The sequence below is a fragment of the Curvibacter sp. EU05-FHT14A10 genome, assembly GCF_058791075.1.
This window is the reverse complement of the sequence record NZ_JBYTDE010000003.1, coordinates 284,919-304,645: the sequence shown is the minus strand read 5'-3', so window position 1 is coordinate 304,645 and position 19,727 is coordinate 284,919. Positions and strand designations below refer to the sequence as shown.

General features: G+C 65.7%; 22 protein-coding genes. 12 read left to right on the top strand and 10 right to left on the bottom strand.

The genetic code is table 11. The annotated features are described in order from the left end of the window. Window positions 1–85 precede the first annotated feature (85 nt). Entirely contained in the window at window positions 86–1,249 is a 1,164-nt protein-coding gene (locus AC3WUT_RS07420; RefSeq protein WP_492346430.1) for an acyl-CoA dehydrogenase family protein, read from the bottom strand. 175 nt (window positions 1,250–1,424) lie between these two features. On the opposite strand from AC3WUT_RS07420, the gene AC3WUT_RS07415 reads away from it, so the two are divergent. The 5 genes from AC3WUT_RS07415 to AC3WUT_RS07395 all read left to right on the top strand — a co-directional run bounded on the left by AC3WUT_RS07415 (window position 1,425) and on the right by AC3WUT_RS07395 (window position 6,489). Beyond that, window positions 1,425–1,658: a hypothetical protein gene (locus AC3WUT_RS07415; protein ID WP_492346429.1), complete on the top strand. Its 234-nt coding sequence runs from the start codon at window positions 1,425–1,427 to the stop codon at window positions 1,656–1,658. Window positions 1,659–1,831: 173 nt separating this feature from the next. Continuing rightward, window positions 1,832–3,037 (top strand): acetyl-CoA C-acetyltransferase, encoded by a 1,206-nt coding sequence (locus tag AC3WUT_RS07410; protein WP_492346428.1) that lies wholly within the window; start codon window positions 1,832–1,834, stop codon window positions 3,035–3,037. 55 nt (window positions 3,038–3,092) lie between these two features. Next, window positions 3,093–5,234 carry a 3-hydroxyacyl-CoA dehydrogenase NAD-binding domain-containing protein gene (locus AC3WUT_RS07405; protein WP_492346427.1) on the top strand — a complete coding sequence of 714 codons (2,142 nt, stop codon included), beginning with the start codon at window positions 3,093–3,095 and terminating at the stop codon, window positions 5,232–5,234. Between the two features lie 65 nt (window positions 5,235–5,299). After that, the gene (locus AC3WUT_RS07400; RefSeq protein WP_492346426.1) at window positions 5,300–5,896 is read left to right on the top strand and encodes a chromate transporter; all 597 of its coding nucleotides are present in this window, start codon (window positions 5,300–5,302) and stop codon (window positions 5,894–5,896) included. Beyond that, the gene (locus AC3WUT_RS07395; RefSeq protein WP_492346425.1) at window positions 5,893–6,489 is read left to right on the top strand and encodes a chromate transporter; all 597 of its coding nucleotides are present in this window, start codon (window positions 5,893–5,895) and stop codon (window positions 6,487–6,489) included. Before AC3WUT_RS07400 ends, AC3WUT_RS07395 begins: the two co-directional genes overlap by 4 nt. 70 nt (window positions 6,490–6,559) lie before the next feature. On the opposite strand, the gene AC3WUT_RS07390 is transcribed toward AC3WUT_RS07395, so the two are convergent. Continuing rightward, the gene (locus AC3WUT_RS07390) at window positions 6,560–7,336 is read right to left on the bottom strand and encodes a LuxR C-terminal-related transcriptional regulator (RefSeq protein ID WP_492346424.1); all 777 of its coding nucleotides are present in this window, start codon (window positions 7,334–7,336) and stop codon (window positions 6,560–6,562) included. Between the two features lie 74 nt (window positions 7,337–7,410). Between AC3WUT_RS07390 and AC3WUT_RS07385 the strand changes: the two genes are divergently transcribed. Beyond that, window positions 7,411–7,878, top strand: coding sequence for a DUF3237 domain-containing protein (locus tag AC3WUT_RS07385; RefSeq protein WP_492346423.1), 468 nt, complete (start codon window positions 7,411–7,413; stop codon window positions 7,876–7,878). 57 nt (window positions 7,879–7,935) lie between these two features. Then, the gene (locus tag AC3WUT_RS07380; protein ID WP_492346422.1) at window positions 7,936–8,952 is read left to right on the top strand and encodes a Bug family tripartite tricarboxylate transporter substrate binding protein; all 1,017 of its coding nucleotides are present in this window, start codon (window positions 7,936–7,938) and stop codon (window positions 8,950–8,952) included. A gap of 59 nt (window positions 8,953–9,011) precedes the next feature. Here the strand turns inward: AC3WUT_RS07380 and AC3WUT_RS07375 are convergent, their stop codons facing one another. Beyond that, the gene (locus tag AC3WUT_RS07375) at window positions 9,012–9,263 is read right to left on the bottom strand and encodes a DUF2442 domain-containing protein (protein WP_492346421.1); all 252 of its coding nucleotides are present in this window, start codon (window positions 9,261–9,263) and stop codon (window positions 9,012–9,014) included. Continuing rightward, window positions 9,235–9,474 (bottom strand): DUF4160 domain-containing protein, encoded by a 240-nt coding sequence (locus AC3WUT_RS07370; RefSeq protein ID WP_492346420.1) that lies wholly within the window; start codon window positions 9,472–9,474, stop codon window positions 9,235–9,237. Before AC3WUT_RS07370 ends, AC3WUT_RS07375 begins: the two co-directional genes overlap by 29 nt. Window positions 9,475–9,806: 332 nt before the next feature. Here AC3WUT_RS07370 and AC3WUT_RS07365 point away from each other — a divergent pair, with 332 nt between their 5' ends. Further along, window positions 9,807–10,805 carry a Bug family tripartite tricarboxylate transporter substrate binding protein gene (locus AC3WUT_RS07365; RefSeq protein WP_492346419.1) on the top strand — a complete coding sequence of 333 codons (999 nt, stop codon included), beginning with the start codon at window positions 9,807–9,809 and terminating at the stop codon, window positions 10,803–10,805. A gap of 18 nt (window positions 10,806–10,823) precedes the next feature. Continuing rightward, window positions 10,824–11,621, top strand: coding sequence for a substrate-binding domain-containing protein (locus AC3WUT_RS07360; protein ID WP_492346418.1), 798 nt, complete (start codon window positions 10,824–10,826; stop codon window positions 11,619–11,621). 40 nt (window positions 11,622–11,661) lie between these two features. Here the strand turns inward: AC3WUT_RS07360 and AC3WUT_RS07355 are convergent, their stop codons facing one another. The 3 genes from AC3WUT_RS07355 to AC3WUT_RS07345 are packed head-to-tail and all read right to left on the bottom strand — an operon-like array spanning window position 11,662 to window position 13,909. After that, window positions 11,662–12,453 (bottom strand): SIR2 family NAD-dependent protein deacylase, encoded by a 792-nt coding sequence (locus AC3WUT_RS07355; RefSeq protein ID WP_492346417.1) that lies wholly within the window; start codon window positions 12,451–12,453, stop codon window positions 11,662–11,664. Then, entirely contained in the window at window positions 12,453–13,187 is a 735-nt protein-coding gene (rlmB, locus tag AC3WUT_RS07350; RefSeq protein ID WP_492346416.1) for a 23S rRNA (guanosine(2251)-2'-O)-methyltransferase RlmB, read from the bottom strand. Before rlmB ends, AC3WUT_RS07355 begins: the two co-directional genes overlap by 1 nt. 29 nt (window positions 13,188–13,216) lie before the next feature. Continuing rightward, window positions 13,217–13,909 carry an ABC transporter ATP-binding protein gene (locus AC3WUT_RS07345; protein ID WP_492346415.1) on the bottom strand — a complete coding sequence of 231 codons (693 nt, stop codon included), beginning with the start codon at window positions 13,907–13,909 and terminating at the stop codon, window positions 13,217–13,219. A 123-nt stretch (window positions 13,910–14,032) separates the two neighbouring features. Here AC3WUT_RS07345 and AC3WUT_RS07340 point away from each other — a divergent pair, with 123 nt between their 5' ends. Next, window positions 14,033–14,611, top strand: a complete 579-nt coding sequence (locus AC3WUT_RS07340) for an arylesterase (RefSeq protein WP_492346414.1) — start codon at window positions 14,033–14,035, stop codon at window positions 14,609–14,611. 19 nt (window positions 14,612–14,630) lie between these two features. Here the strand turns inward: AC3WUT_RS07340 and AC3WUT_RS07335 are convergent, their stop codons facing one another. The 3 genes from AC3WUT_RS07335 to AC3WUT_RS07325 form a co-directional block, all read right to left on the bottom strand. Continuing rightward, entirely contained in the window at window positions 14,631–14,819 is a 189-nt protein-coding gene (locus AC3WUT_RS07335) for a hypothetical protein (protein WP_492346413.1), read from the bottom strand. A 53-nt stretch (window positions 14,820–14,872) separates the two neighbouring features. Beyond that, entirely contained in the window at window positions 14,873–15,745 is an 873-nt protein-coding gene (locus AC3WUT_RS07330) for a DUF2189 domain-containing protein (RefSeq protein WP_492346412.1), read from the bottom strand. A gap of 107 nt (window positions 15,746–15,852) precedes the next feature. Beyond that, complete coding sequence (locus tag AC3WUT_RS07325) at window positions 15,853–17,082, bottom strand: PLP-dependent transferase (RefSeq protein WP_492346411.1); 1,230 nt, start codon at window positions 17,080–17,082, stop codon at window positions 15,853–15,855. An 87-nt stretch (window positions 17,083–17,169) separates the two neighbouring features. On the opposite strand from AC3WUT_RS07325, the gene AC3WUT_RS07320 reads away from it, so the two are divergent. Beyond that, window positions 17,170–18,867, top strand: a complete 1,698-nt coding sequence (locus AC3WUT_RS07320) for a SulP family inorganic anion transporter (RefSeq protein WP_492346410.1) — start codon at window positions 17,170–17,172, stop codon at window positions 18,865–18,867. After that, a complete protein-coding gene (locus AC3WUT_RS07315; RefSeq protein WP_492346409.1) occupies window positions 18,860–19,726 on the top strand; it encodes a GGDEF domain-containing protein in 867 nt (288 codons plus the stop codon). The genes AC3WUT_RS07320 and AC3WUT_RS07315 overlap by 8 nt, the downstream gene beginning before the upstream one ends. Window position 19,727: the final 1 nt, after the last annotated feature.

The window sequence follows — 19,727 nt, the reverse complement described above, 5'->3', positions numbered from 1 at the left end:
AGGGCCTCAGCATGCGATCGCCCAGCCCTCACGACGTTTCAAATGGAAATTCGGGTGTCAAGAACGCATGGAATCGACCCACTGCTCAGCGCCCACCAATCCCCATCGCCCGGGTGATCACCTCTTTCATGATCTCGTTGGTGCCGCCGTAGATGCGCTGCACGCGGGCGTCGGCGTAGGCGCGGGTGATGGGGTATTCCCACATGTAGCCATAGCCGCCGTGCAACTGCACACATTCGTCCATCACCTTGCATTGCAGATCCGAGCACCAGTACTTGGCCATGCTGGCGGTGGCGGTGTCGAGCTGGCCCGCCTGCAGCAGTTCGATGCACTTGTCGACAAAGACGCGGGCCACCTGCACCTCGGTCTGCAGTTCGGCCAGGGTGTAGCGGGTGTTCTGGTAGCTGGCCACGGGCTGACCGAAGACCTTGCGCTCTTTCACATAGGCCAGGGTCCAGTCGATGGCGGCCTGGCCGGCAGCCACGGCACCGATGGCGATCTGCAGGCGCTCCCAGGGCAGTTGCTCCATGAGGCAGATGAAGCCACGGTTGAGCTGATCGGCACCGCCCAGCACGTTGTCGGCGGGCAGTCGCACGTTGTCAAAGAAGAGCTCGGAGGTGTCCTGTGCCTTCATGCCCAGCTTTTTCAGGCGCTTGCCCTTCTCAAAGCCTGGCATGCCGCGCTCGACCAGCAACAGGCTGGTGCCCTTGGCACCGGCAGCCGGGTCGGTCTTGGCCACCACGATCACCAGATCGGCATGCCAACCGTTGGTGATGAAGGTCTTGCTGCCATTGAGCAGGTAGCTGCCATCGGGCTGCAACAAGGCCGTGGTCTTCACGCCTTGCAGGTCGCTGCCGGCACCGGGCTCACTCATGGCGATGGCCCCCACCAGCTCGCCGGTGGCCATGCGCGGCAGGTAGTGCTGCTTCTGGGCTTCGGTGCCGTAATGCAGGATGTAGGGGGCCACGATCTCGTTGTGCAGGCCGAAGCCGATGCCGCTGAAGCCGCCGCCCGACAGCTCTTCCATCTGCGCCACCGAGTACAAGCGGTCAGCCCCGGCCCCGCCGTATTCCTCAGGCAAGGTCATGCAGAGAAAGCCGTTCTCGCCGGCCTTGCGCCAGACCTCCCGGTCCACATAGCCTTGTTCCTCCCAGTCAGCGTGAAAGGGCTCGATCTCCTGTTTGCAGAAACGGCGAAAGCTGTCGCGGAAGGTTTCGTGATCGGGGCTGAACAAGGTACGTGCAATCATGGGTGTGTCTCCTGGCGGGCTGGTCGCCCATTTATGAAAAGCAATTGCTTTGCAAAATTATGCCGTGAAGCGTTGCCGGAATCCATGCGCCGTCTTTACAAAGTTCACGCTTCAGTTACCTGCGCGGCTGCCGAAAACCCGGTAAGCCGCCTCACAACCCTGCCAGGAGCCCTGCTTGAACGTCACCAACAGCGTCGCATTGAACGTTGCCGTCAACGTCTTGGAGAAGCCGATCTCCCAGATTGCGCATGCCCTGGGGGTGCCCAACAGTGTCGATGTGCCGGCGTTGGTGAAGGGGGCCGCCACGGTGGCCATGCTCTACAACATGCCCACCGCCGCTGCGGCAGGCTTGCTGACGGTGGGCAGCGCCACGGGTCTGTTGGGCAGCCAGCTCGACGTGTTTGCCTGAACGGCAGCAGGGCCCCCCTGCGCCGCCATCCTTGCCGCCCGATCCGGGCTTTTTGGCTTTGTCTCCATTTTTACAGAGCAATTGCTTTGTAAAAAATATACTGCGGGGTCCAATCACCCCATTTGCTGCGGCCGGCTTTCGCCTGCCGGCAGCCCAGCCTCTGGAGACAAGTCATGACCGAAGCCTATGTGTTCGACGCCATCCGCACGCCGCGGGGCAAAGGCAAGAAAGACGGCAGCCTGCACGAAGTCAAACCCGTGAACCTGCTGGCCGGCCTGCTCAACGACCTGCAGTCGCGCAATGGCTTTGACACCGCCCTGGTCGACGACGTGGTGATGGGCATCGTGTCGCCGATCGGCGAGCAGGGCTCGGTGCTGCCCAAGGTGGCCGCACTCAAGGCGGGCTGGGATTTCCGGTGTGCCGGGGTTCAGGTGAACCGCTTTTGTGCCTCGGGCCTGGAGGCCGTCAACCTGGCGGCCCAGAAGGTGCGCTCGGGCTGGGAGGACCTGGTGGTGGCCGGCGGCGTGGAAAGCATGAGCCGGGTACCCATTGGTTCGGACGGCGGCGCCTGGGCCCAGGACCCCGAAACCAACTCGGCCACCCTGTTTGTGCCCCAGGGCATCGGGGCCGACCTGATCGCCACGCTCGACGGCTTCAGCCGCGCCGATGTCGACGCCTTTGCCCTTGAATCGCAGCGCCGCGCCACCGCGGCACGGGCCGCCGGCTACTTCTCGCGCTCGGTGGTGCCCGTGCGCGACTTTCTCGATCAGGTGATCCTGGAAGAAGACGAGTTCATCAAGCCCCAGACCACGCTTGAGGGCCTGGCCGCGCTGAAGCCCTCGTTCGAGCAACTGGGCGCCCTGGGCTTTGACGCCGTGGCGCTGCAACGCTACCCCCAGGTCGAACGAATCAACCATGTGCACCATGCCGGCAATGCTTCGGGCATTGTCGACGGGGCCGCGGCGGTGCTGATCGGCTCCGAGCAGGCAGCCCGCCAGCACGGTCTGGCACCGCGCGCCCGCATCGTGGCCACAGCCCTCAGCGGCGCCGACCCCACCATCATGCTGACCGGCCCCGTGCCGGCCACCCTCAAGGCGCTGGCCCGCGCGGGTCTGAACATCGGGCAGATCGACCTGTTCGAGGTGAACGAGGCCTTCGCAGCCGTGCCCATGCGCTTCATGAAAGAGCTGGGAGTGCCCCACGAGAAGGTCAATGTGAACGGCGGCGCCATCGCCTTGGGCCACCCGCTGGGGGCCACGGGCGCCATGATTCTGGGCACCCTGATCGACGAGCTGCACCGGCGCCAACTGCGCTACGGCCTGGCCACGCTGTGCGTGGGGGGCGGCATGGGCATTGCCACCATCGTCGAGCGGCTGTGAGTCACAGCCCCGCTCGCTCCATCCCCAACCCGAACACCCCGACGGAGACACGGCCTTGAAAACCATCCGCTACGAACTTGCCGACGGCATCGCCACCCTCACCTTTGACGAGACCGGCTCGGCCGTCAACACCATGTGCCAGGCCTGGCAACAAGACCTCAGCACGGTCACCCAGCGCGTGCTGGCCGACCGGGCCCAGCTCAAGGGCCTGGTGCTGGCCTCAGCCAAGACCACCTTCTTTGCCGGCGCCGACCTGAAGGCCACGATGCGCCTGCAGCCCGACGATGCCAGTCGCGTCTTTGCCGACATCGAACAGACCAAAAAGAACTTTCGCACCCTCGAGACCCTGGGCATTCCGGTGGTCAGTTGCCTCAATGGCGCCGCCTTGGGCGGTGGTTGGGAAGTGGCCCTGATCGGCCACCACCGCGTGGCCGTGGACAACCCCAAGATCCAGTTCGGTCTGCCCGAAGTCACCCTGGGCCTGATCCCCGGCGCCAGCGGCATCACCAAGATGACCCGCCTGCTGGGCCTCATGGGTGCCCAGCCCTACATCCTTGAAGCCCGCCTGTTCAACCCCCGTGAGGCCCTGGAGCTGGGCCTGGTGCACGAACTGGTCGGCGACGCAGAACACCTGCGGCCCGCTGCCCTGGCCTGGATTGCCGCTCACCCCGAGTCACGCCAGCCCTGGGATGACAAGAACTACAAGATGCCTGGCGGCACCCCCGCCAACCCCAAGATCGCCAGCGCGCTGACCGTGGCCCCGGCCATGCTCAAAAAAACCACCCGCGGCCTGTACCCGGCGCCTGAAGCCGCCCTGGCTGCCATGGTCGAAGGGGCCCAGGTCGACTTCGACACCGCCTTGCGCATCGAAAGCCGTTATCTGGCGCGCTTGATCACCAGCCCCGTGGCCAAGAACATGATCAACACGTTCTTCCACAACATGAACGCGATCAAGAGCGGCCAGTCGCGGCCAGGCAGCGCGGCGCGCTTCAAGCCGCACAAGGTAGGCATCCTGGGCGCCGGCATGATGGGCGCGGGCATCGCCTACGCTCAGGCCAGCCGGGGCATTGCCACCGTGCTCAAAGACGTCAGTGTCGAGCAGGCCGAGGCGGGCAAGGCCTACAGCCAGCGCATCACCCAGCCCCGGGTCGACAAGGGCCGACTGAGCCCGGCCGATCAGCAGGCCCTGCTGGCGCGCATCCACACCACCGATCAGGCGGCCGACCTGCAGGGCTGCGACCTGATCATCGAGGCGGTGTTCGAGAACCGCGAACTCAAGGCCCGCGTCACCCGCGAAGCCGAGCCCCAACTGGCCGCCGGTGGCTTTTTTGCCAGCAACACGTCTACCCTGCCCATCAGTGGCCTGGCCCAGGCCAGCGCCCATGCCGAGCGCTTTGTGGGCATCCACTTCTTCAGCCCGGTCGACAAGATGAAGCTGGTCGAGATCATCCGGGGCCACCAGACCAGCGACGACACCGTGGCCGGCGCCTTTGACTACGTGCAAGCACTGGGCAAACTGCCCATCGTGGTCAACGATTCGCGCGGCTTCTACACCAGCCGAACCTTCGGTACCTATGTGATGGAGGGCGCTGCGATGCTGGGCGAAGGCATTCCGGCCCCGGTGATCGAAAACGCCGCCGTGCAGGCAGGCATGCCGGTGGGCCCGTTGGCGGTGCTCGATGAAACCGCCCTGACGCTCAGCGTGCACGTGCTCGACCAGACGCGTGCCGACCTGGCCGCCGCCGGGCAAACTTACCACCCAGGGGCGGGTGAACTGCTGGTCGAGCGCATGGTCAAAGAGCTGAACCGCCCGGGCCGGGCCGGCGGCGGCGGTTTCTACGACTATCCGGCCGGCCAGAAAAAGCGCCTCTGGCCCGAGCTGCGCCCCCTGTTTGAAAAGCCCGGCCACGACTGGGACTTGCAGGAGGTCAAAGACCGCCTGCTGTACCGACAAGCCATCGAGACGGCACGCTGCCTGGCCGAAGGGGTGTTGACCAGCGTGCACGACGCCAACATCGGATCCATCTTCGGCATCGGTTTTCCGGGCTGGACCGGGGGCGCCCTGCAGTTCATCTACGGCATGGGGGTGGCGGCCTTCCTGCAGCGCGCGGACGAACTGGCCCGTCGCCATGGAGCGGGCTTCGCGATCGATGCTGCAACCCGCACAGCCATCGAGAAGCACCACCCGGTGTATTGAAGCGGCGGGGTCGGGCATTGCGATGGCCATGCCTTGCCTTGGGTCAAGCTGGCGATAATCCCGGGATGCCCATGCCCCCCGCCCCCTCTGCAGATGCGGCCGCCGAAATCCGGCCGCGCCCCCGTTCCCCCAGCGATCTGTTCTTTTCGTTCAGCATCCTGGCCCTGCAGGGCTTTGGGGGGGTGCTGGCGGTGGTGCAGCGCGAGCTGGTCGAAAAAAAGAAGTGGATGACGAACGAAGAGTTCGTCGAGGAATGGGCCGTGGCGCAGATCATGCCCGGCCCCAATGTGGTCAACCTGTCGGTGATGCTGGGCGATCGCTACTTTGGCTGGCGTGGTGCCATGGCCGCCCTGTCGGGCATGCTGGCATTCCCCACCCTGATCGTGCTGGCCCTGGCTACGCTTTACGTGCAGTACGCCCAACATCCACAGGTGGCAGGTGCCTTGCGCGGGATGGCCGCGGTGGCCGCCGGGTTGATCGCGGCCACGGCCTTCAAGCTGGCGGCCCCCCTCAAGAAGCACCCGCTGGGCCGGGCCGTGTGCGCCTTGCTGGCCGCGGCCTGTTTCGTGCTGGTGGGCTGGCTGCACCTGCCCCTGGGCTGGGTGGTGCCCGGCCTGGGCCTGCTGGCCTGCGGCCTGACCTGGCGAAAGATCGCCCCATGAGCCTGCACTTCGAAGCCCTCCAATGGCTGCAGTTGCTGCTGCATTACGCCTCACTGTCGCTGCTGGCTGTGGGTGGTGCGATCAGCCTGGTGCCCGACATGCACCGCTACCTGGTGCTGGAACAGCATTGGCTGACCGAGGCCCAGTTCAATGCCTCGATCGCGATTGCGCAAGCGGCCCCGGGGCCCAACGTGCTGTTTGTCGGCCTGATGGGCTGGAACGTGGGCTTGAACGCCGCCGGTGGCAGCGGCCTCAGCGCCCATGCCGCCACGTTGGGCGTGCTGGGCATGGCCTGCACCATGCTGGGCATGCTGGTGCCCAGCACCGTGCTGACCTGGGTGGCCACCCGCTGGGCCGCCCGCTACCAACAGCACCGGGCCATCCGGGCCTTCAAGCAAGGCATGGCCCCCTTGGTGATTGGCTTGCTGCTGGCCACGGCCTGGACCTTGGGCAGCGTCAGCGGCGACCCGCGCCAGGATGGCGCCCTGTGGGCCCTGAGCGCTGTGGCCGCCTTGCTGGTCTGGCGCACCCGCATCCACCTGCTGTGGCTGCTGGCGGCCGGGGCCTTGCTGGGGGCCCTGAGCTGGGTCTGAGAACGCGTTGACGATCTCGCATGGGTCGATGGGAGATCGTCAAAGCCGTCTACAAGCCCCTGCCTGACACTCACATCAGCCGGGCGAACAATTCGTTGCGGAAGTGGATGCCGAGCCGCGCAAAGGCCCGGTTGCGATAGGTCTTGACCGTGGCCAGGCTCAAACCCAGATCGGCGGCCACGCCGTCCTGGGTGTAGCCGCGCAGCAATCGCTCACAGACATCCAGCTCACGCTCCGTCAGGCCTTGCTGCAAGGCCTGCAGGCGCTCACGCCAGGCTGCTTGCGTCGACCCCTGGGCCGGCGGACTCACCTGCAGATGCTTGCGCACCAGGGCCAGCAGCGCCGGTGACCAGGCCTCGAAGTCGCCCAGTTGGGCGTCGCTGAAGGGCCGCTGGTGCTGGTGGCGGTAGAAGTTCACGGCAAAGATGCACTCCGGCCCCTCGGCCTCGACAATGGACACCCGCTCGGCCACGCCATGGGCCTCGTACACGCAGGCGCGGTGGTCCTGGGGGACCTCGCGCGCAGTGATGTGGCACAGCTGCAGCGGCACCGAAGGGCCCGCCGACTCGCTGTGCAGGCTGCGATCACGCGCGTAGGGGCCAGCCAGATAGGCATGCCAGCAAGCCTGGGTGGTGTCAGGCACACCATGGCTGGCGGACATGAACAGGGCGGGCTGACACGCCAGCCCGGTGCGGTACACCGACCACGAGGCCGCCGGCAGCAAGGGGCTCAACGCAGGCAGCAAATCAGCGGCAAAGCCCTCTTCACCCAGACGGCAGATGGCCTGGGCCATCACGCCCCCGGCCAGGGCTGGTGAGTTGCTTTTGCCAGGGGTCCATTTCCTCATGGCTGTCATCTTCTGGGATGACAGGCGGTCAGCGCCACCGGATTTACGCTAAGGCACGCCCAAACGGAGTGCCCATGTCCCTGTTCGTATCGCCCAGTTTTCGCCCCTTCGCCGACCTGCAGGTGCAGGTCGGCATCCCCCAGGATGTGGGGCCAGGCCCGCACGGCCACCGGCGCGTGGTGCCCATCCTGGGCGGTCAGGTCCAGGGGGTGGGCTGGAAAGCCCGGGTGCTGCCGGGTGGCGCTGATTTCCAGCTTCTGCTCAGCGACACCCTGGCCGAACTCGATGCCCGCTACGTGCTGGAAACCGAAGCCGGCGAACTGATCTACGTGCACAACCATGCCCTGCGCCGCGCCGAGCCAGAAACCATGGCCCGCCTGGTGCGCGGCGAGCCGGTGGACCCGGCCCAGGTGTATTTCCGCTGTGCGCCCCGCTTCGAAACCAGCGCTCCCACGCTGCGCTGGATCACCGAGCGCCTGTTCATCGGCAGCGGGGTGCGCGAGCCCAGCGCCGTGCTGATGCGCTTCCACGAACTGCTTTGACCCACCCGCTTTCGCGACACACAACACACAACATCGATCAGCCCTGAAGGAGACACCATGCACAACAAGAACCCCCGCCGCCTCGCCTGCCGCTGGCTGGGCACCGCCCTGACGGCCGCCACCCTGGGCACCCTGGCCACCTCGATGGCCTGGGCCCAAAGCCCGGCGGCCAGCTACCCCAACCGCCCGGTGCGCCTGATCGTGGGCTTTCCGGCCGGCACCGGGCCAGACATCGTGGCACGACTGCTGGCGCAGAAGATGTCAGAGGCCTGGGGCAACACCGCCGTCGTGGTGGACAACAAGCCCGGCGCCGGCGGCCTGATCGCCGCCAGCGAAGCGGCCCGCGCCCCAGCCGACGGCTACACCCTGATGCTGGGCGAGACCGGCCAGTTGAGCATTGCCCCCAGCAGCTACAACCGCCTGCCCTACGACCCCGCCAAAGACTTTGCTGCCGTCAGCCAGGTGGTGACCTCGAACTTCGTGCTGCTGGTCAACCCGCAGAAGGTGCCGGCCCGCAGCACCAAGGAGTTCGTCGACTGGACGCGCAGCCAAAAGGGCCTGTTCATGGCCACTTTCGGCGCGGGCACCCCGGGCCACTTCGGGGCCTACATGTTCGGTGACGCCATCGGCATCAAGCCCGAAGCCGTGCACTACAAGAGCACAGGCGATGCCCTGGGCGGCCTGTTCAGCGGCGACGTGCAGGCCGTGTTTGCCAGCGTGGGCCTGGCGGTGCCGAATGTGAAGGCCGGCAAGCTGCTGGCCCTGGGCAGCAGTGGCGCCACCCGCAGCGCCAGCCTGCCCGATGTGCCCACCCTGAAAGAACAGGGCTACGCGGGACTGGAATTCAACTCCTGGTTCGGCGTGGTGGCGCCCGCGCGCACGCCGCCCGACATCCTGGCCAAGCTGAACGCCGACATCGTGAAGGCCGTGCGTTCGCCCGAAGGCCGGCAGAAGATGGAAGACGCCGGCTTTGCCGTCACCGGCACCTCGCGCGAAGAGTTTGGCCGCATCATCGCGGCTGACACCGTGACCTGGGGTAAGGCCGTGGCGGCCACGGGGTTCAAGGCGGATTGAGGGCTGGGGGCCCAGCGCGGGCCCCAACCGATCAGAGCAGCCTTGTCAGACCAGCCTCATCAGGCCCGCGACACCAGTGGAAAGCGCTCGGGCTCGCGAATGGATTCCAAGGACAGGTCGATGTCCAGCTGGGGCCAATAGAGGTGATCCGAGGAAGGCCATTGGACGTCGGCCAACTGGATGGCCGTGGCCCGCTGAAACCAAGGGAAATCGCTGAAGCTGAGTGTCAGATGCTCCTCACCGACGCGCAACGAAAGGCTTTGTGTCGAGACATGGGTGACTTCACACCCCGAAGTGATGGCGCCATGCATGGTGGATCTCCTGCAAATTGACCTCAATCATCGATTTGGCCTGATTCAACTGGGTGGAAGACAGACCTCTATTTTCCGCCAAATGCACCGCTGGCGTGATCCAGAACTTGGCCTCACCATCGGGGTGCTGAACATGAACATGAATTCTGGGCTCTTCGCGAGAGAAGAAAAATAGACGATATGAACCGGCTCGTAACAAGGTGGGAGTCATGCTGACGACGTTAGCTACACACCCGCACGAGGCGTTGGCAGGCCATCAGCTCATACACACTTTCCATCGGGCGTCCGTCGCAACTGCTCCAACCGCGTCTCAGCTGGCGGCTACGGGACGCGGTGGACCGGCTCCTGCCGCTCGATACGTCGGCTTAGGACGAATGACGAGAGCTACAGTGATCAGTCCCCAGGCCCGCCATTGATTCGTTTCATGCACCAATACCTGCAAGTATTGCAATTTACGAAACTTGCAACTGGGCTGACAATCGCCGGCCATGCCAAACCAGCCCGCCCCGCGCCACGGTGGCCAGGGGGCCCACAAGGAGACCTATGTTGTTGACCGATTCCGTTGCCACGCCTCACCCGATCTCTCGCCGCCGCATCGCCGGCTGGCTGGGTGCCACCGCCCTGGCCCTGGGCAGCCTGAGCGCCCAGGCCGACACCTGGCCCAGCAAACCCATTCGTTTTGTGGTGCCCTTCGGGCCGGGCGGTGCCAACGACCTGGTGGCCCGAGCCGTGGCCGAAGCCACGGCACGCCAATTGGGCCAGGCCATCATCATCGACAACAAGCCGGGCGCAGGCTCGGTGCTGGGTGCCGATATCGTGGCCAAGTCGGCCCCGGACGGCTACACCTTCCTGGCCCCGGCGGCCGGTGTGGTGACCAACGCCATGATCAAGGCCAAGATGCCCTACAAGGAAGATGATCTGGTGCCGGTGGCCATGATGGCCGTCAGCCCCTCGGTGATCGTGGTGCCGGCTGACTCGCCGATCAAGGACCTGAAGGGCCTGCTGGCGGCCTCCAAGACAGGCCCGGGCCTGAACTTCTCGACCGCCGGCACCGGCAGCACCCCCCATTTCGTTGCCGAGATGCTCAAGAAGAATGGCGCCAAGCTGCAGGTCGTGCCCTACAAGAGCGGCTCTGAAGGCGTGGTCGCCGTGGTGGGCAAGCAGGTGGATGCCACCTCCGAAGCCAGCGTGGTCGTGCTGCCGCAGATCAAGGGGGGCAAGCTGAAGGCCGTGGCCTCGACCTGGAACCGCCGCATCGCCGCCATGCCCGACATTCCCACCGCCGAGGAGCAAGGCTTCCCGAACATCTTCATCGGGCACTGGTCGGGCGTGTTCGCCCCCAAAGGCACGCCGGAAGACATCCTGGACCGCATGAACCGGGCCATCGACGCGGCGGTCAAATCGCCTGAGCTGCGGGCCCGACTGATCCCCCAGGGCATTGACCCTGCCGGTGGCACCCGCGCCGATTTCGTGAAGTTCATCAACGCGGAAAAGGCCCGCCTGGCACCGATTGCCAAGGCCTCGAACATGCGTGAAGACTGAGCCCGGACGGTCACAGCCATGAATCACAAGAAACTCTGGAGACAAGCCGGCCACTGGATCACCGCCCTGAGCCTGGGGGCCGCCCTGTGCGGCCAGGCGCTGGCGGCCGAGCTGCATGTGCTGAGCTCGGGTGGCTTCACCGCCGCCTACAAACAACTGGTGCCGGGCTACGAAAAGGCCTCGGGCGATCAAGTGGTCTCGGGCTATGGCGCCTCGCTGGGAGGGGCGCCCGACTCCATCCCCAGCCGGCTGGCCCGCCACGAGCCGGCCGACGTGGTGATCCTGTCAGTCCCGGCCCTGGAAGCCCTGGTGGCCGCCGGCCAGGTGCGGCCTGGCAGCCGGGTGGACCTCGGTCGCTCGCTGATCGGACTGTCGGTGCGCAAGGGCACGCCCAAACCCGACATCAGCAGCGTGGAAGCCTTGAAGAACACCTTGCTGCAAGCCCGCTCCATCGCCTATTCGGCCAGTGCCAGCGGCACCTACCTGTCCACAGTGCTGTTCAAGCAATTGGGGGTGGCTGATCAGATCAAGGACAAGGCCCGGCGCATCGTGAGTGAACGCGTGGGCAGTGTGGTGGCACGGGGCGATGCTGAACTCGGCTTCCAGCAGGTCAGTGAACTGCTGCCCATCGAGGGCTTGGACTTTGTCGGCACCCTGCCCGATGAGGTGCAGGAAGTGACGATCTTCGCCGCCGGCATCACCACCGAAGCACGCGAGCCCGAAGCAGCCAAGGCGCTGCTGCGCTACCTGTCCTCTGCCGAGGCGGCACCGGCGATCCGCCAGACCGGCCTGGATCCGATTCCGGCCAAGCCCTGAGCACAATCACCCTGCCAATCGCCCTGCCAATCGCCCTGGCTCAGAGCCCGTCCAGCAAGGCGGGCAGGCCCTGAGCCGCGGTGCAGCGCAGCAGCACATCAGCCAGGGCATCGAGTTCGGTGGGCTGCGGGTTGAGCACCACCACCCGGGCTCCGGCCTCACGGGCCGTGAACACCAAGCCGGCCGCCGGGTAGACCGCACCGGCCGTGCCTGCCACCAGCATCACATCACACGCCGTGGCAGCCTGCTCGGCCGCACGCAATGGGGCCTCAGGCAGCGACTCGCCAAACCAGACCACACCGGGCCGAACCAGGCGCCCACAGACCGTGCAATGGGGCGGGTGACCGGGCGCCAGCGCTGACGGCTCACAAGGCACCCCCATGGGGTGAGCCTGCGAGCAGGCTGGGCCGGGGCCGCCCAGCCAGTGATCTTCAAAAATCTGCCCATGCAAGGACAGCACATCGGGGCTGCCGGCACGTTGATGCAGGCCATCGACGTTTTGCGTGATCAGGGTCAGGCGGCCTGGATGGGTGAGGGCAAAGGCCGCGAGGGCTCGGTGCCCGGCATTGGGCGCCACCATGGCAATGGCCTCGCGGCGAAAGCGGTACCAGTCCCAGACCGTGGCCGGGTCGGCGCGAAAGCCGATTTCCGTCGCCAGCTGCTGCGGATCGAACTGCGCCCACAGGCCTTGTTGAGCATCACGGAAGGTCGGAACACCCGACTCTGCGCTGACCCCAGCCCCGGTGAGCACCGCCACCCTCGGCGCGTCGGCCAGCCAGCCGCGCACCTGAGCCAGCCCCATTGCCAGGGCCGCGGCCGGATCGGACGCCATCACAGGCGTTGGCGCAGCGCCTCGTACAGGCACACGCCGCTGGCCACCGACACATTGAGGCTTTCCACCGCGCCGTGCATGGGGATGTTGACCAGCTCATCGCAGGTCTTGCGGGTGAGTTGACGCATGCCATCCCCCTCGGCGCCCAGCACCAGGGCGGTCGGGCCCTTCAGATCCACCTGGTAGAGGGTCTTGGGCGCGTCACCACTGGTGCCGATGCACCAGATGCTGCGCTCCTTGAGCTCACCCAGCGTGCGCGCCAGGTTGGTCACCATGAAGTACGGCACGGTCTCGGCCGCGCCACTGGCCACCTTGGCCACGGTGGCATTGATGCCGGCGGCATGGTCCTTGGGCGCAATCACGGCATGCGCACCGGCCCCGTCGGCCACCCGCAGGCAGGCCCCCAGGTTGTGCGGATCGGTGATGCCATCAAGCACCAGCAGCAAGGGAGGTTCCTTGATCTGGTCGAGCAGGTCGTCCAGCGACTTGACCTGGGCCACGGCCTCGACCCGGGCGGCCACGCCCTGGTGGCCGTGGCTGCCGGCCAGTTTGGCCAGGCGCAGCCCGTCGGCCTCGATCAGGCGCACACCGGCTTCGCGCACGCGGTCCAGGAACTGGCGCATGCGCGCATCACGGCGCGTGGGCTCGAAGTAGATTTCGATGATGGTCTGGGGCGCGGTCTTGAGCCGCACGCCCACGGCGTGAAAGCCGAACAGCACTTTGGGGGATGACATGGGGCCCGATTATCCCCGCAGTGCGCCGTTCAAACGCCAGCGGGCTGAATCCGACCGGCTTCGATCGTGATGCGGCGCTCACAGCGCGTTGCAATCGCCTGGTCATGGGTGACCAACACCAGGGTGGTCCCGAACTCGCGGTTGAGTTCGAACATCAGCTTCATGACGGTGTCGCCCGTGGCAAAGTCCAGGCTGCCGGTGGGCTCATCGGCCAGCAGGACCGCAGGCTCGACCACGAAGGCGCGTGCCAACGCCACGCGCTGCTGCTCGCCGCCCGACATGACGCGGGGGTAATGCCCGAGGCGCTGGCCCAGGCCCACATGGCGCAGCATTTCGGCCGCCGCGGATCGGGCATCGCGCCGGCCGGCCAGCTCCAGGGGCAGCATCACGTTTTCCAGCGCCGTGAGGTTGCCCATGAGCTGAAAGCTCTGGAACACAAAACCCACCCGCCGGGCCCGCAACGCGGCCCGGGCGTCCTCATCCAGCGCGAACAGATCGTGACCGTCCAGGCGCACCGTGCCCTGCGAGGGGGTGTCCAGGCCCGCCATGATCGACAGCAAGGTGCTTTTGCCCGAGCCTGAGGCCCCCACAATGGCGGCAGTCTCCCGGGCCGCCAGTCGGAAATCGATGTCACGCAGAATGTCCAGCGTGCCCGTGGAATCGGTGACCGACTTGAAGATGTGTTCGACCGAGACGATCGCTGGCGAGAGGGCTTCAGACATGAAAGGTGGGGCGTGTTGAATGCAATGAAGATGCAACTGGCAATGCCAGCCAGGGGGGGTGCTCGGCGCCACTTTATCCTGAGCGGCGCCAGTCTGATGTTGGCGGGGTCATGTGGCGCCCTGATGAAGGCCCAAGCCGCCACGGTACCGACGGTGCTGGTGCTTGGCGACTCGCTGAGTGCCGAGTACGGATTGCGCCGCGGCAGTGGATGGGTGGCCTTGCTGGCCGAGAAAGCCCAGGCTGAAAAGCAGCGCTTCCAGGTGATCAACGCCAGCATCAGTGGCGACACCACCTCGGGCGGTCGAGCTCGACTGGGGGCATTGCTGACCCAGCACAAGCCGCAAGTGGTCGTGATCGAACTGGGGGGCAACGACGCCTTGCGGGGCCTGCCCATCAAGATGACCGAGGACAATCTGACCCAGATGGTGCGCGCGTGCCAGAAAGCCGGCGCCCGGGTCTTGCTGGTGGGCATGCAGGTGCCCCCAAACTATGGGGCCGCCTACACCGAGGATTTTTCGCGCACCTTTGCCCGGGTGGCCGCGGCCGAGAAGGCCGCCCTGGTGCCGTTTCTGCTGAAGGGCATTGCCGATGGGCCAGATGCTGAACGCCTGTTCCAGGCCGATCGCATCCACCCCCGCGAGGAGGCGCACCCCCGCATGCTGGCCAATGTGTGGCCCGAACTGCGCCGACTGCTGAAGTAAGGACTGCAGCCTGACCGGCTCAAGCCTGGGGCGCTGCGCCCGGCGCAGGGGCCTCGGCACTGGCTTCGTCAGCGTCGTCAGGCTCGTCGGCCTCTGGCGGCAGCCCCAGGGCCTTGCGATCCGCTTTGGCCTTGAGTTTTTCTTCTTTCTTGCGCTTTTTCGCCAGTTCTTTTTGACGCTTTTCGTAGCCGTAATTCGGTGTTGCCAAGTCGGGTTCTCCTTATCGAGTTGAAGTCCACTGTAACACCCGCCGGACGCCACTCAACCCGCAGTGGGCGCAGTGCCGCTGGCCGACTCGGCCGGCCAGTGCACCGCACCGCGGTAGGCATGCCAGCTGGCATGCCCCAGCCAGGGCCCCACCAGGACGATACCGGCCCCCCAGGGCCACAGAGCAGCCACCACCAGCGCGGTGATCAGCGCCCCCCATAACAGCATGACACCGGTGTGGGTGAACACCACCCGCAGGCTGGTGATGGCCGCCGTGATGGCGTCGGTGTCGCGGTCCAGGATCATGGGGATGGACACCACCGCCATCGAATAGACCAGGCTGGCGAACACGCCACCGACAACCGCGTAGACGGCCACGAACTCCCAGTTGTCAGGGTTGAAGATCGCGTCGATGACCCCGGTGGTGGACGGCATTCCGGTATTGAAGAACACCGCGAACACCACCAGCGAGGCGCGCCCCCACAGCAACTCGAGCACGATCATGACCAACACCAGCATGGCCATGCTGCCCAGATGTCGGTCCCAGCAGGTGATGGACAGGCCCAATTCAGGCCGCTGACCGCTTTCGCGGCGGCGGCTCACGTCGTATAGGCCCATGGCCATGAAGGGTCCCACGAGCAGGCAGCCCGAGGCGATCGACATGGTGTATTCGGGGCTGCTGCGGAACACCCAGCCCAGCAACAAGGCCATGCCCCAGAAACAAAGCCCATAAAACAGAGCAATGCCCGGCGCAGCGGCCACATCGAGCGCGCCACGCTGCAACCAGCGCAGGGGATCGGTCCATCGCAGCGCGGCCAGTATCAGGCGGTCGGCTTCTGCGCTGTCGGGGTGGTGATCCGGGCCGTCCACCGGTGCAGGGGTGGCGGCGGGCCCTTGAAGGTCAGGGTGCGGCAGGGGTGCGGCCATGGCGGAGGTTTCCTTTCGATGGCCCGGGATGCCCGGGGCAATGAGCAGGCTAGCCCGGCAGGGCCTGCCGCGGTACTCAGGAAACTACCAACCCGGCCGCAAATCGCTCAACGGCCCGACAAGTGCGAGGCCAGCGCCTGCGCCAAGTCGGCCTGAAGATCCTGCACCGCCTCCAGGCCAATCGAAAAGCGCACCACGGTGCCGGGGCGAAGGTGGGCCTGTGGCCGGCTGCGCATGCTGGACAGGTGGTAGGGCACCACCAGACTGATGGGACCGCCCCAGCTGTAACCCAGCTTGAACAGGCGCAGCGCGTCGCAGAATCCGTCGACCTGCGCTGCGCTGTAGCGCTCGTCCATCACCACGCTGAACAGGCCCGCCGCCAGGGCGGGTTGACCCTGGGCGCCGCACAGCGCCTGCCAATGACCATGCCCCGGCGCGCCCTCCAGGGCCGGATGCAGCACCTGCGCCACCGCCGGCTGGGATTGCAGCCACCCGGCCAGGGTGCGGGCCGCCTGGTCATGCGCCTGATACCGCAGGGCGATGCTCGGCAGTGAGCGCAACACCGACTCGACGTCGTTGGCCCCCACGCCCAGGCCCAGTCGCATGTGGGTGCCCTTGAGGCGCAGATGCAGGGCCTCGTCGCGGGTGATGACGCTGCCCATCAGCACGTCGCCACCGCCACTGGGGTACTTGGTCAGGGCCTGCGCGCTGATGTCCACACCCCAACCGGGCCCCAGATCGAAAGGCTTGAACGCCAAGCCGGCGCCCCAGGTGTTGTCGAGCGCGCTGATCACACCGCGCTCACGGCAGATCGCAGTGAGGGCAGGCAGGTCCGGGAACTCCATCGTGACGGAGCCAGGCGCCTCCAGCCAGACCAGTCGGGTGCGTGGGCCGATGCGGGCGGCCAGATCGGCCGGGCTCAACGGGTCGTACCACTGGTGGGCAATCCCCCAGCGGGCCAACTCCCCCTCGGCCAGGGCCTTGTTGGGGCCATAGGCGTTGTCCGGAATCAAAATCTCGTCGCCCTGGCTGAGCAGCGCCAGGGCGACGTTCGCCAGGGCGGCCAGACCACTGGGCACCAGCAGGCATTGCAGACCGCCTTCCAGCTGGCACAGTCGCTCTTCCAGCGTGAAAGTGGTGGGCGTGCCGTGCAGGCCGTAGGTGTAGCCTGTGCGGCTGCGCCAGTCGCGGTTTCGCATGGCCGCGGTGTCGGCAAAAATCACCGTCGAGGCTTTGTGCACAGCCGGCTGAGGCGCCTGAAAACCTGCTGGCGGCTGGTAGGGGTGATGGATCAGTTGGGTGATCGGATCGCGGGAGTCGGGGCTTGAATCGGTCATGGTCCGATGTTATCGCCGCATGCCGCCCCCTGCTGCTCGCCGTCGCTTGTGGTAGCTTCAACGCCAAACACCCCCGCACTGCCCGCCATGAGGCAGTCACCGAGCCCGGAAGCCGCTGTGAAAAACGACCGCCTGCATCGCCTGTTCCCATTCCTCAATTGGCCACGGCCATCCCGTGAAACCCTGCTGGGCGAATTTGCCGCGGGCATGACGGTGGGGCTGATGCTGCTGCCGCAGGGCGTGGCCTATGCCGCTTTGGCTGGCATGCCCCTGATCACAGGGATTTATGCCTCGATCGTGCCGGCGGTGGTGGCCGTGTTATGGAGTTCATCGACCCGCCTGGGCGTGGGCCCGACGGCCCTGAGCAGCCTGTTGATCGGGGCGTCGCTGTCCGGCCTGGCCGAACCGGCCAGCGACACCTGGGTGGCGCTGGCAGTCTGGCTGGCCCTGATGTCGGGGGGCTTGCAACTGCTGTTGGGTCTGGGGCGCTTCGGCTGGCTGCTGAACCTGGTGAGCTCACCGGTGCTCTCCGGCTTCACACAAGCAGCCGCCTGGCTGATCCTGGGCTCGCAGATGCGCGCCCTGACTGGGTTGCAGCCCGACAGCCATGACTGGCTGGCGCTGGGCCAGCATGACCTGATCGCGCTGGGCTTCGGCGCCGGCTCTCTGGCGGCCCTGCTGCTGGCCAAACGTTGGCTACCGCGCTGGCCGGCGGCCATGCTCATCGTGGTGGTGGCCGGCGTCCTCAGCGCCAGCCTTGGCTTTGCCCAGTCGGGCGGCGCCGTGGTGGGTGCCCTGCCCTCCGGCCTGCCCCACTTGTATTGGCCAGGCAGCCTGTCGATGAACGCTTTTTCACAATTGGTGATGCCAGCCCTGGTGATCACGCTGATCAGCTTTCTGGAGACCGCCTCCAGTGCGAAGGTCGAAAACCAGCGCGGGGGCACGCAATGGAATGAAAACCAGGATCTGATCGGCCAGGGCCTGGCCAAGATCGCCTCGGGCTTGAGCGGCTCATTTCCCATCAGTGCTTCGTTCTCGCGCTCGGCCATCAACCTGTATGCAGGCGCCAAAACCGGATGGGCCACCCTGTTCTCAGTCATGCTGGTGGTGGTGGTGCTGTTGTTCCTGACCCCCTACATGTACCACGTACCGCAAGCCGTGCTGGCGGCCATCGTGGTGGCGGCGGTCTTGAATCTGGTACGTCCGATGCAGCTGATCGGCCTTTGGAAGATCTCCAAGGTCGAGGCCTTGACCGCCGGCGCCACCTTTGTGCTGACACTGGTGACCGCACCTCAGCTTTACTGGGGGGTGTTGGCTGGCCTGGTGGCCAGCCTGACCCATTTCCTGTATCAGCGCCTGCACCCCCGCATCATCGAGGTCGGCCTGCACGCCGACGGCAGCCTTCGTGACCGCCATCTGTGGCACCTGCCCCCGCTGGCGCCCCACCTGTATGCCCTGCGCATGGACGCCGAACTTGACTTTGCCTCGGCCAGCACACTGGAGCGCAACATCGTCGACCACCTGGCGCGCCACCCGGACACGCAGTGCGTGTGCCTGTATGCCCAGCCGATCAACCGCATTGACGTGACCGGCGTGGAAGCCTTTCAGCAGATCATGCTGATGCTGCATGAGCGCGACATCACGCTGGTCATCAGCGGACTGAAATTACCAGTTGATACTGTTTTACGGCGTGCCGGATGCCTCAAAGAAGGACCGCTGCTGAAAACCTATCGAACCGATCTGGAAACACTGACAGCACTGCATCACTTGTCGTCAAATGGGTAAAGTGGGCAATAAGCACCACAATTTGTCACTTAGCGCCGAAGGGCGTACTGTTAAACTTCGCAAAACTCTTGTCCGTCCTCCACTCGTGTCCCCCTCCCAGGCTCCTGCACCGATTGACCTCAGCAGTCTTCGTCTCGACACCGCCCTGGCGTTGCTGGCACAAGATGAGGATTTGCACCACCCTGCATCAGAGAGCCCCACAGGCTATCTGCAGCATCTGATTGACGGCCTTTGTGAGCTGTCACTCAAAGACCCGCTGACCGGACTGGCCAATCGACGCCAATTTCGTGCCGTACTGGAACGCGAGGTCGACCGAGTGACCCGGACGGGTGAATCAGCGCTGCTGTTGATGCTGGACATCGATCGCTTCAAACTGGTGAATGACGGATACGGCCACCCTGCGGGCGACATCGTCCTGCAATCGGTGGCCAACACCTTGGCGAATTGTGTGCGCCCCATGGACACCCTGGCCCGCTATGGGGGCGAAGAGTTCGCCGTGGTGCTGCCGGGCTGCCAGGCGGCGTTCGGGCGAGCCGTTGCCGAGCGCATCCGATCTATCGTGGAATCCACGCCCATCACCATCGCCCCGGGCGTGGCCATCAACGTGACCGTCAGCATTGGAGGGTCGTTCACCCTGCCCTGGGTCCGATCGCCGATTTCACTTTGGATCGAGCGGGCTGACCACCAGTTGTATCGGGCGAAATCGGAGGGTCGCAACCGTGTCTGCCTGGATTTCCCTCCAGACAGCACGGTGAGTGCAGAAGAAAAGGGATTGCTGTTCTATGACGTCCACAATCAGGACGGCATTGGAACTTCAACCGATCAAAGTGACCCGGCCGACAGCGCCAACCGAAAGTGAA

Bases quoted from the DNA above. Each gene is read 5' to 3' on its own strand.
- AC3WUT_RS07380 (WP_492346422.1), top strand. From the start codon at position 7,936: ATGCACAACAAGAACCCCCGCCGCCTCGCCTGCCGCTGGCTGGGCACC.
- AC3WUT_RS07400 (WP_492346426.1), top strand. From the start codon at position 5,300: ATGCCCATGCCCCCCGCCCCCTCTGCAGATGCGGCCGCCGAAATCCGG.
- AC3WUT_RS07360 (WP_492346418.1), top strand. From the start codon at position 10,824: ATGAATCACAAGAAACTCTGGAGACAAGCCGGCCACTGGATCACCGCC.
- AC3WUT_RS07365 (WP_492346419.1), top strand. From the start codon at position 9,807: ATGTTGTTGACCGATTCCGTTGCCACGCCTCACCCGATCTCTCGCCGC.
- rlmB (WP_492346416.1), bottom strand. From the start codon at position 13,187: ATGTCATCCCCCAAAGTGCTGTTCGGCTTTCACGCCGTGGGCGTGCGG.
- AC3WUT_RS07390 (WP_492346424.1), bottom strand. From the start codon at position 7,336: ATGAGGAAATGGACCCCTGGCAAAAGCAACTCACCAGCCCTGGCCGGG.
- AC3WUT_RS07325 (WP_492346411.1), bottom strand. From the start codon at position 17,082: ATGACCGATTCAAGCCCCGACTCCCGCGATCCGATCACCCAACTGATC.
- AC3WUT_RS07375 (WP_492346421.1), bottom strand. From the start codon at position 9,263: ATGCATGGCGCCATCACTTCGGGGTGTGAAGTCACCCATGTCTCGACA.
- AC3WUT_RS07410 (WP_492346428.1), top strand. From the start codon at position 1,832: ATGACCGAAGCCTATGTGTTCGACGCCATCCGCACGCCGCGGGGCAAA.
- AC3WUT_RS07340 (WP_492346414.1), top strand. From the start codon at position 14,033: ATGAAGGCCCAAGCCGCCACGGTACCGACGGTGCTGGTGCTTGGCGAC.
- AC3WUT_RS07420 (WP_492346430.1), bottom strand. From the start codon at position 1,249: ATGATTGCACGTACCTTGTTCAGCCCCGATCACGAAACCTTCCGCGAC.
- AC3WUT_RS07355 (WP_492346417.1), bottom strand. From the start codon at position 12,453: ATGGCGTCCGATCCGGCCGCGGCCCTGGCAATGGGGCTGGCTCAGGTG.
- AC3WUT_RS07320 (WP_492346410.1), top strand. From the start codon at position 17,170: ATGAGGCAGTCACCGAGCCCGGAAGCCGCTGTGAAAAACGACCGCCTG.
- AC3WUT_RS07315 (WP_492346409.1), top strand. From the start codon at position 18,860: ATGGGTAAAGTGGGCAATAAGCACCACAATTTGTCACTTAGCGCCGAA.
- AC3WUT_RS07385 (WP_492346423.1), top strand. From the start codon at position 7,411: ATGTCCCTGTTCGTATCGCCCAGTTTTCGCCCCTTCGCCGACCTGCAG.
- AC3WUT_RS07370 (WP_492346420.1), bottom strand. From the start codon at position 9,474: ATGACTCCCACCTTGTTACGAGCCGGTTCATATCGTCTATTTTTCTTC.
- AC3WUT_RS07330 (WP_492346412.1), bottom strand. From the start codon at position 15,745: ATGGCCGCACCCCTGCCGCACCCTGACCTTCAAGGGCCCGCCGCCACC.
- AC3WUT_RS07345 (WP_492346415.1), bottom strand. From the start codon at position 13,909: ATGTCTGAAGCCCTCTCGCCAGCGATCGTCTCGGTCGAACACATCTTC.
- AC3WUT_RS07395 (WP_492346425.1), top strand. From the start codon at position 5,893: ATGAGCCTGCACTTCGAAGCCCTCCAATGGCTGCAGTTGCTGCTGCAT.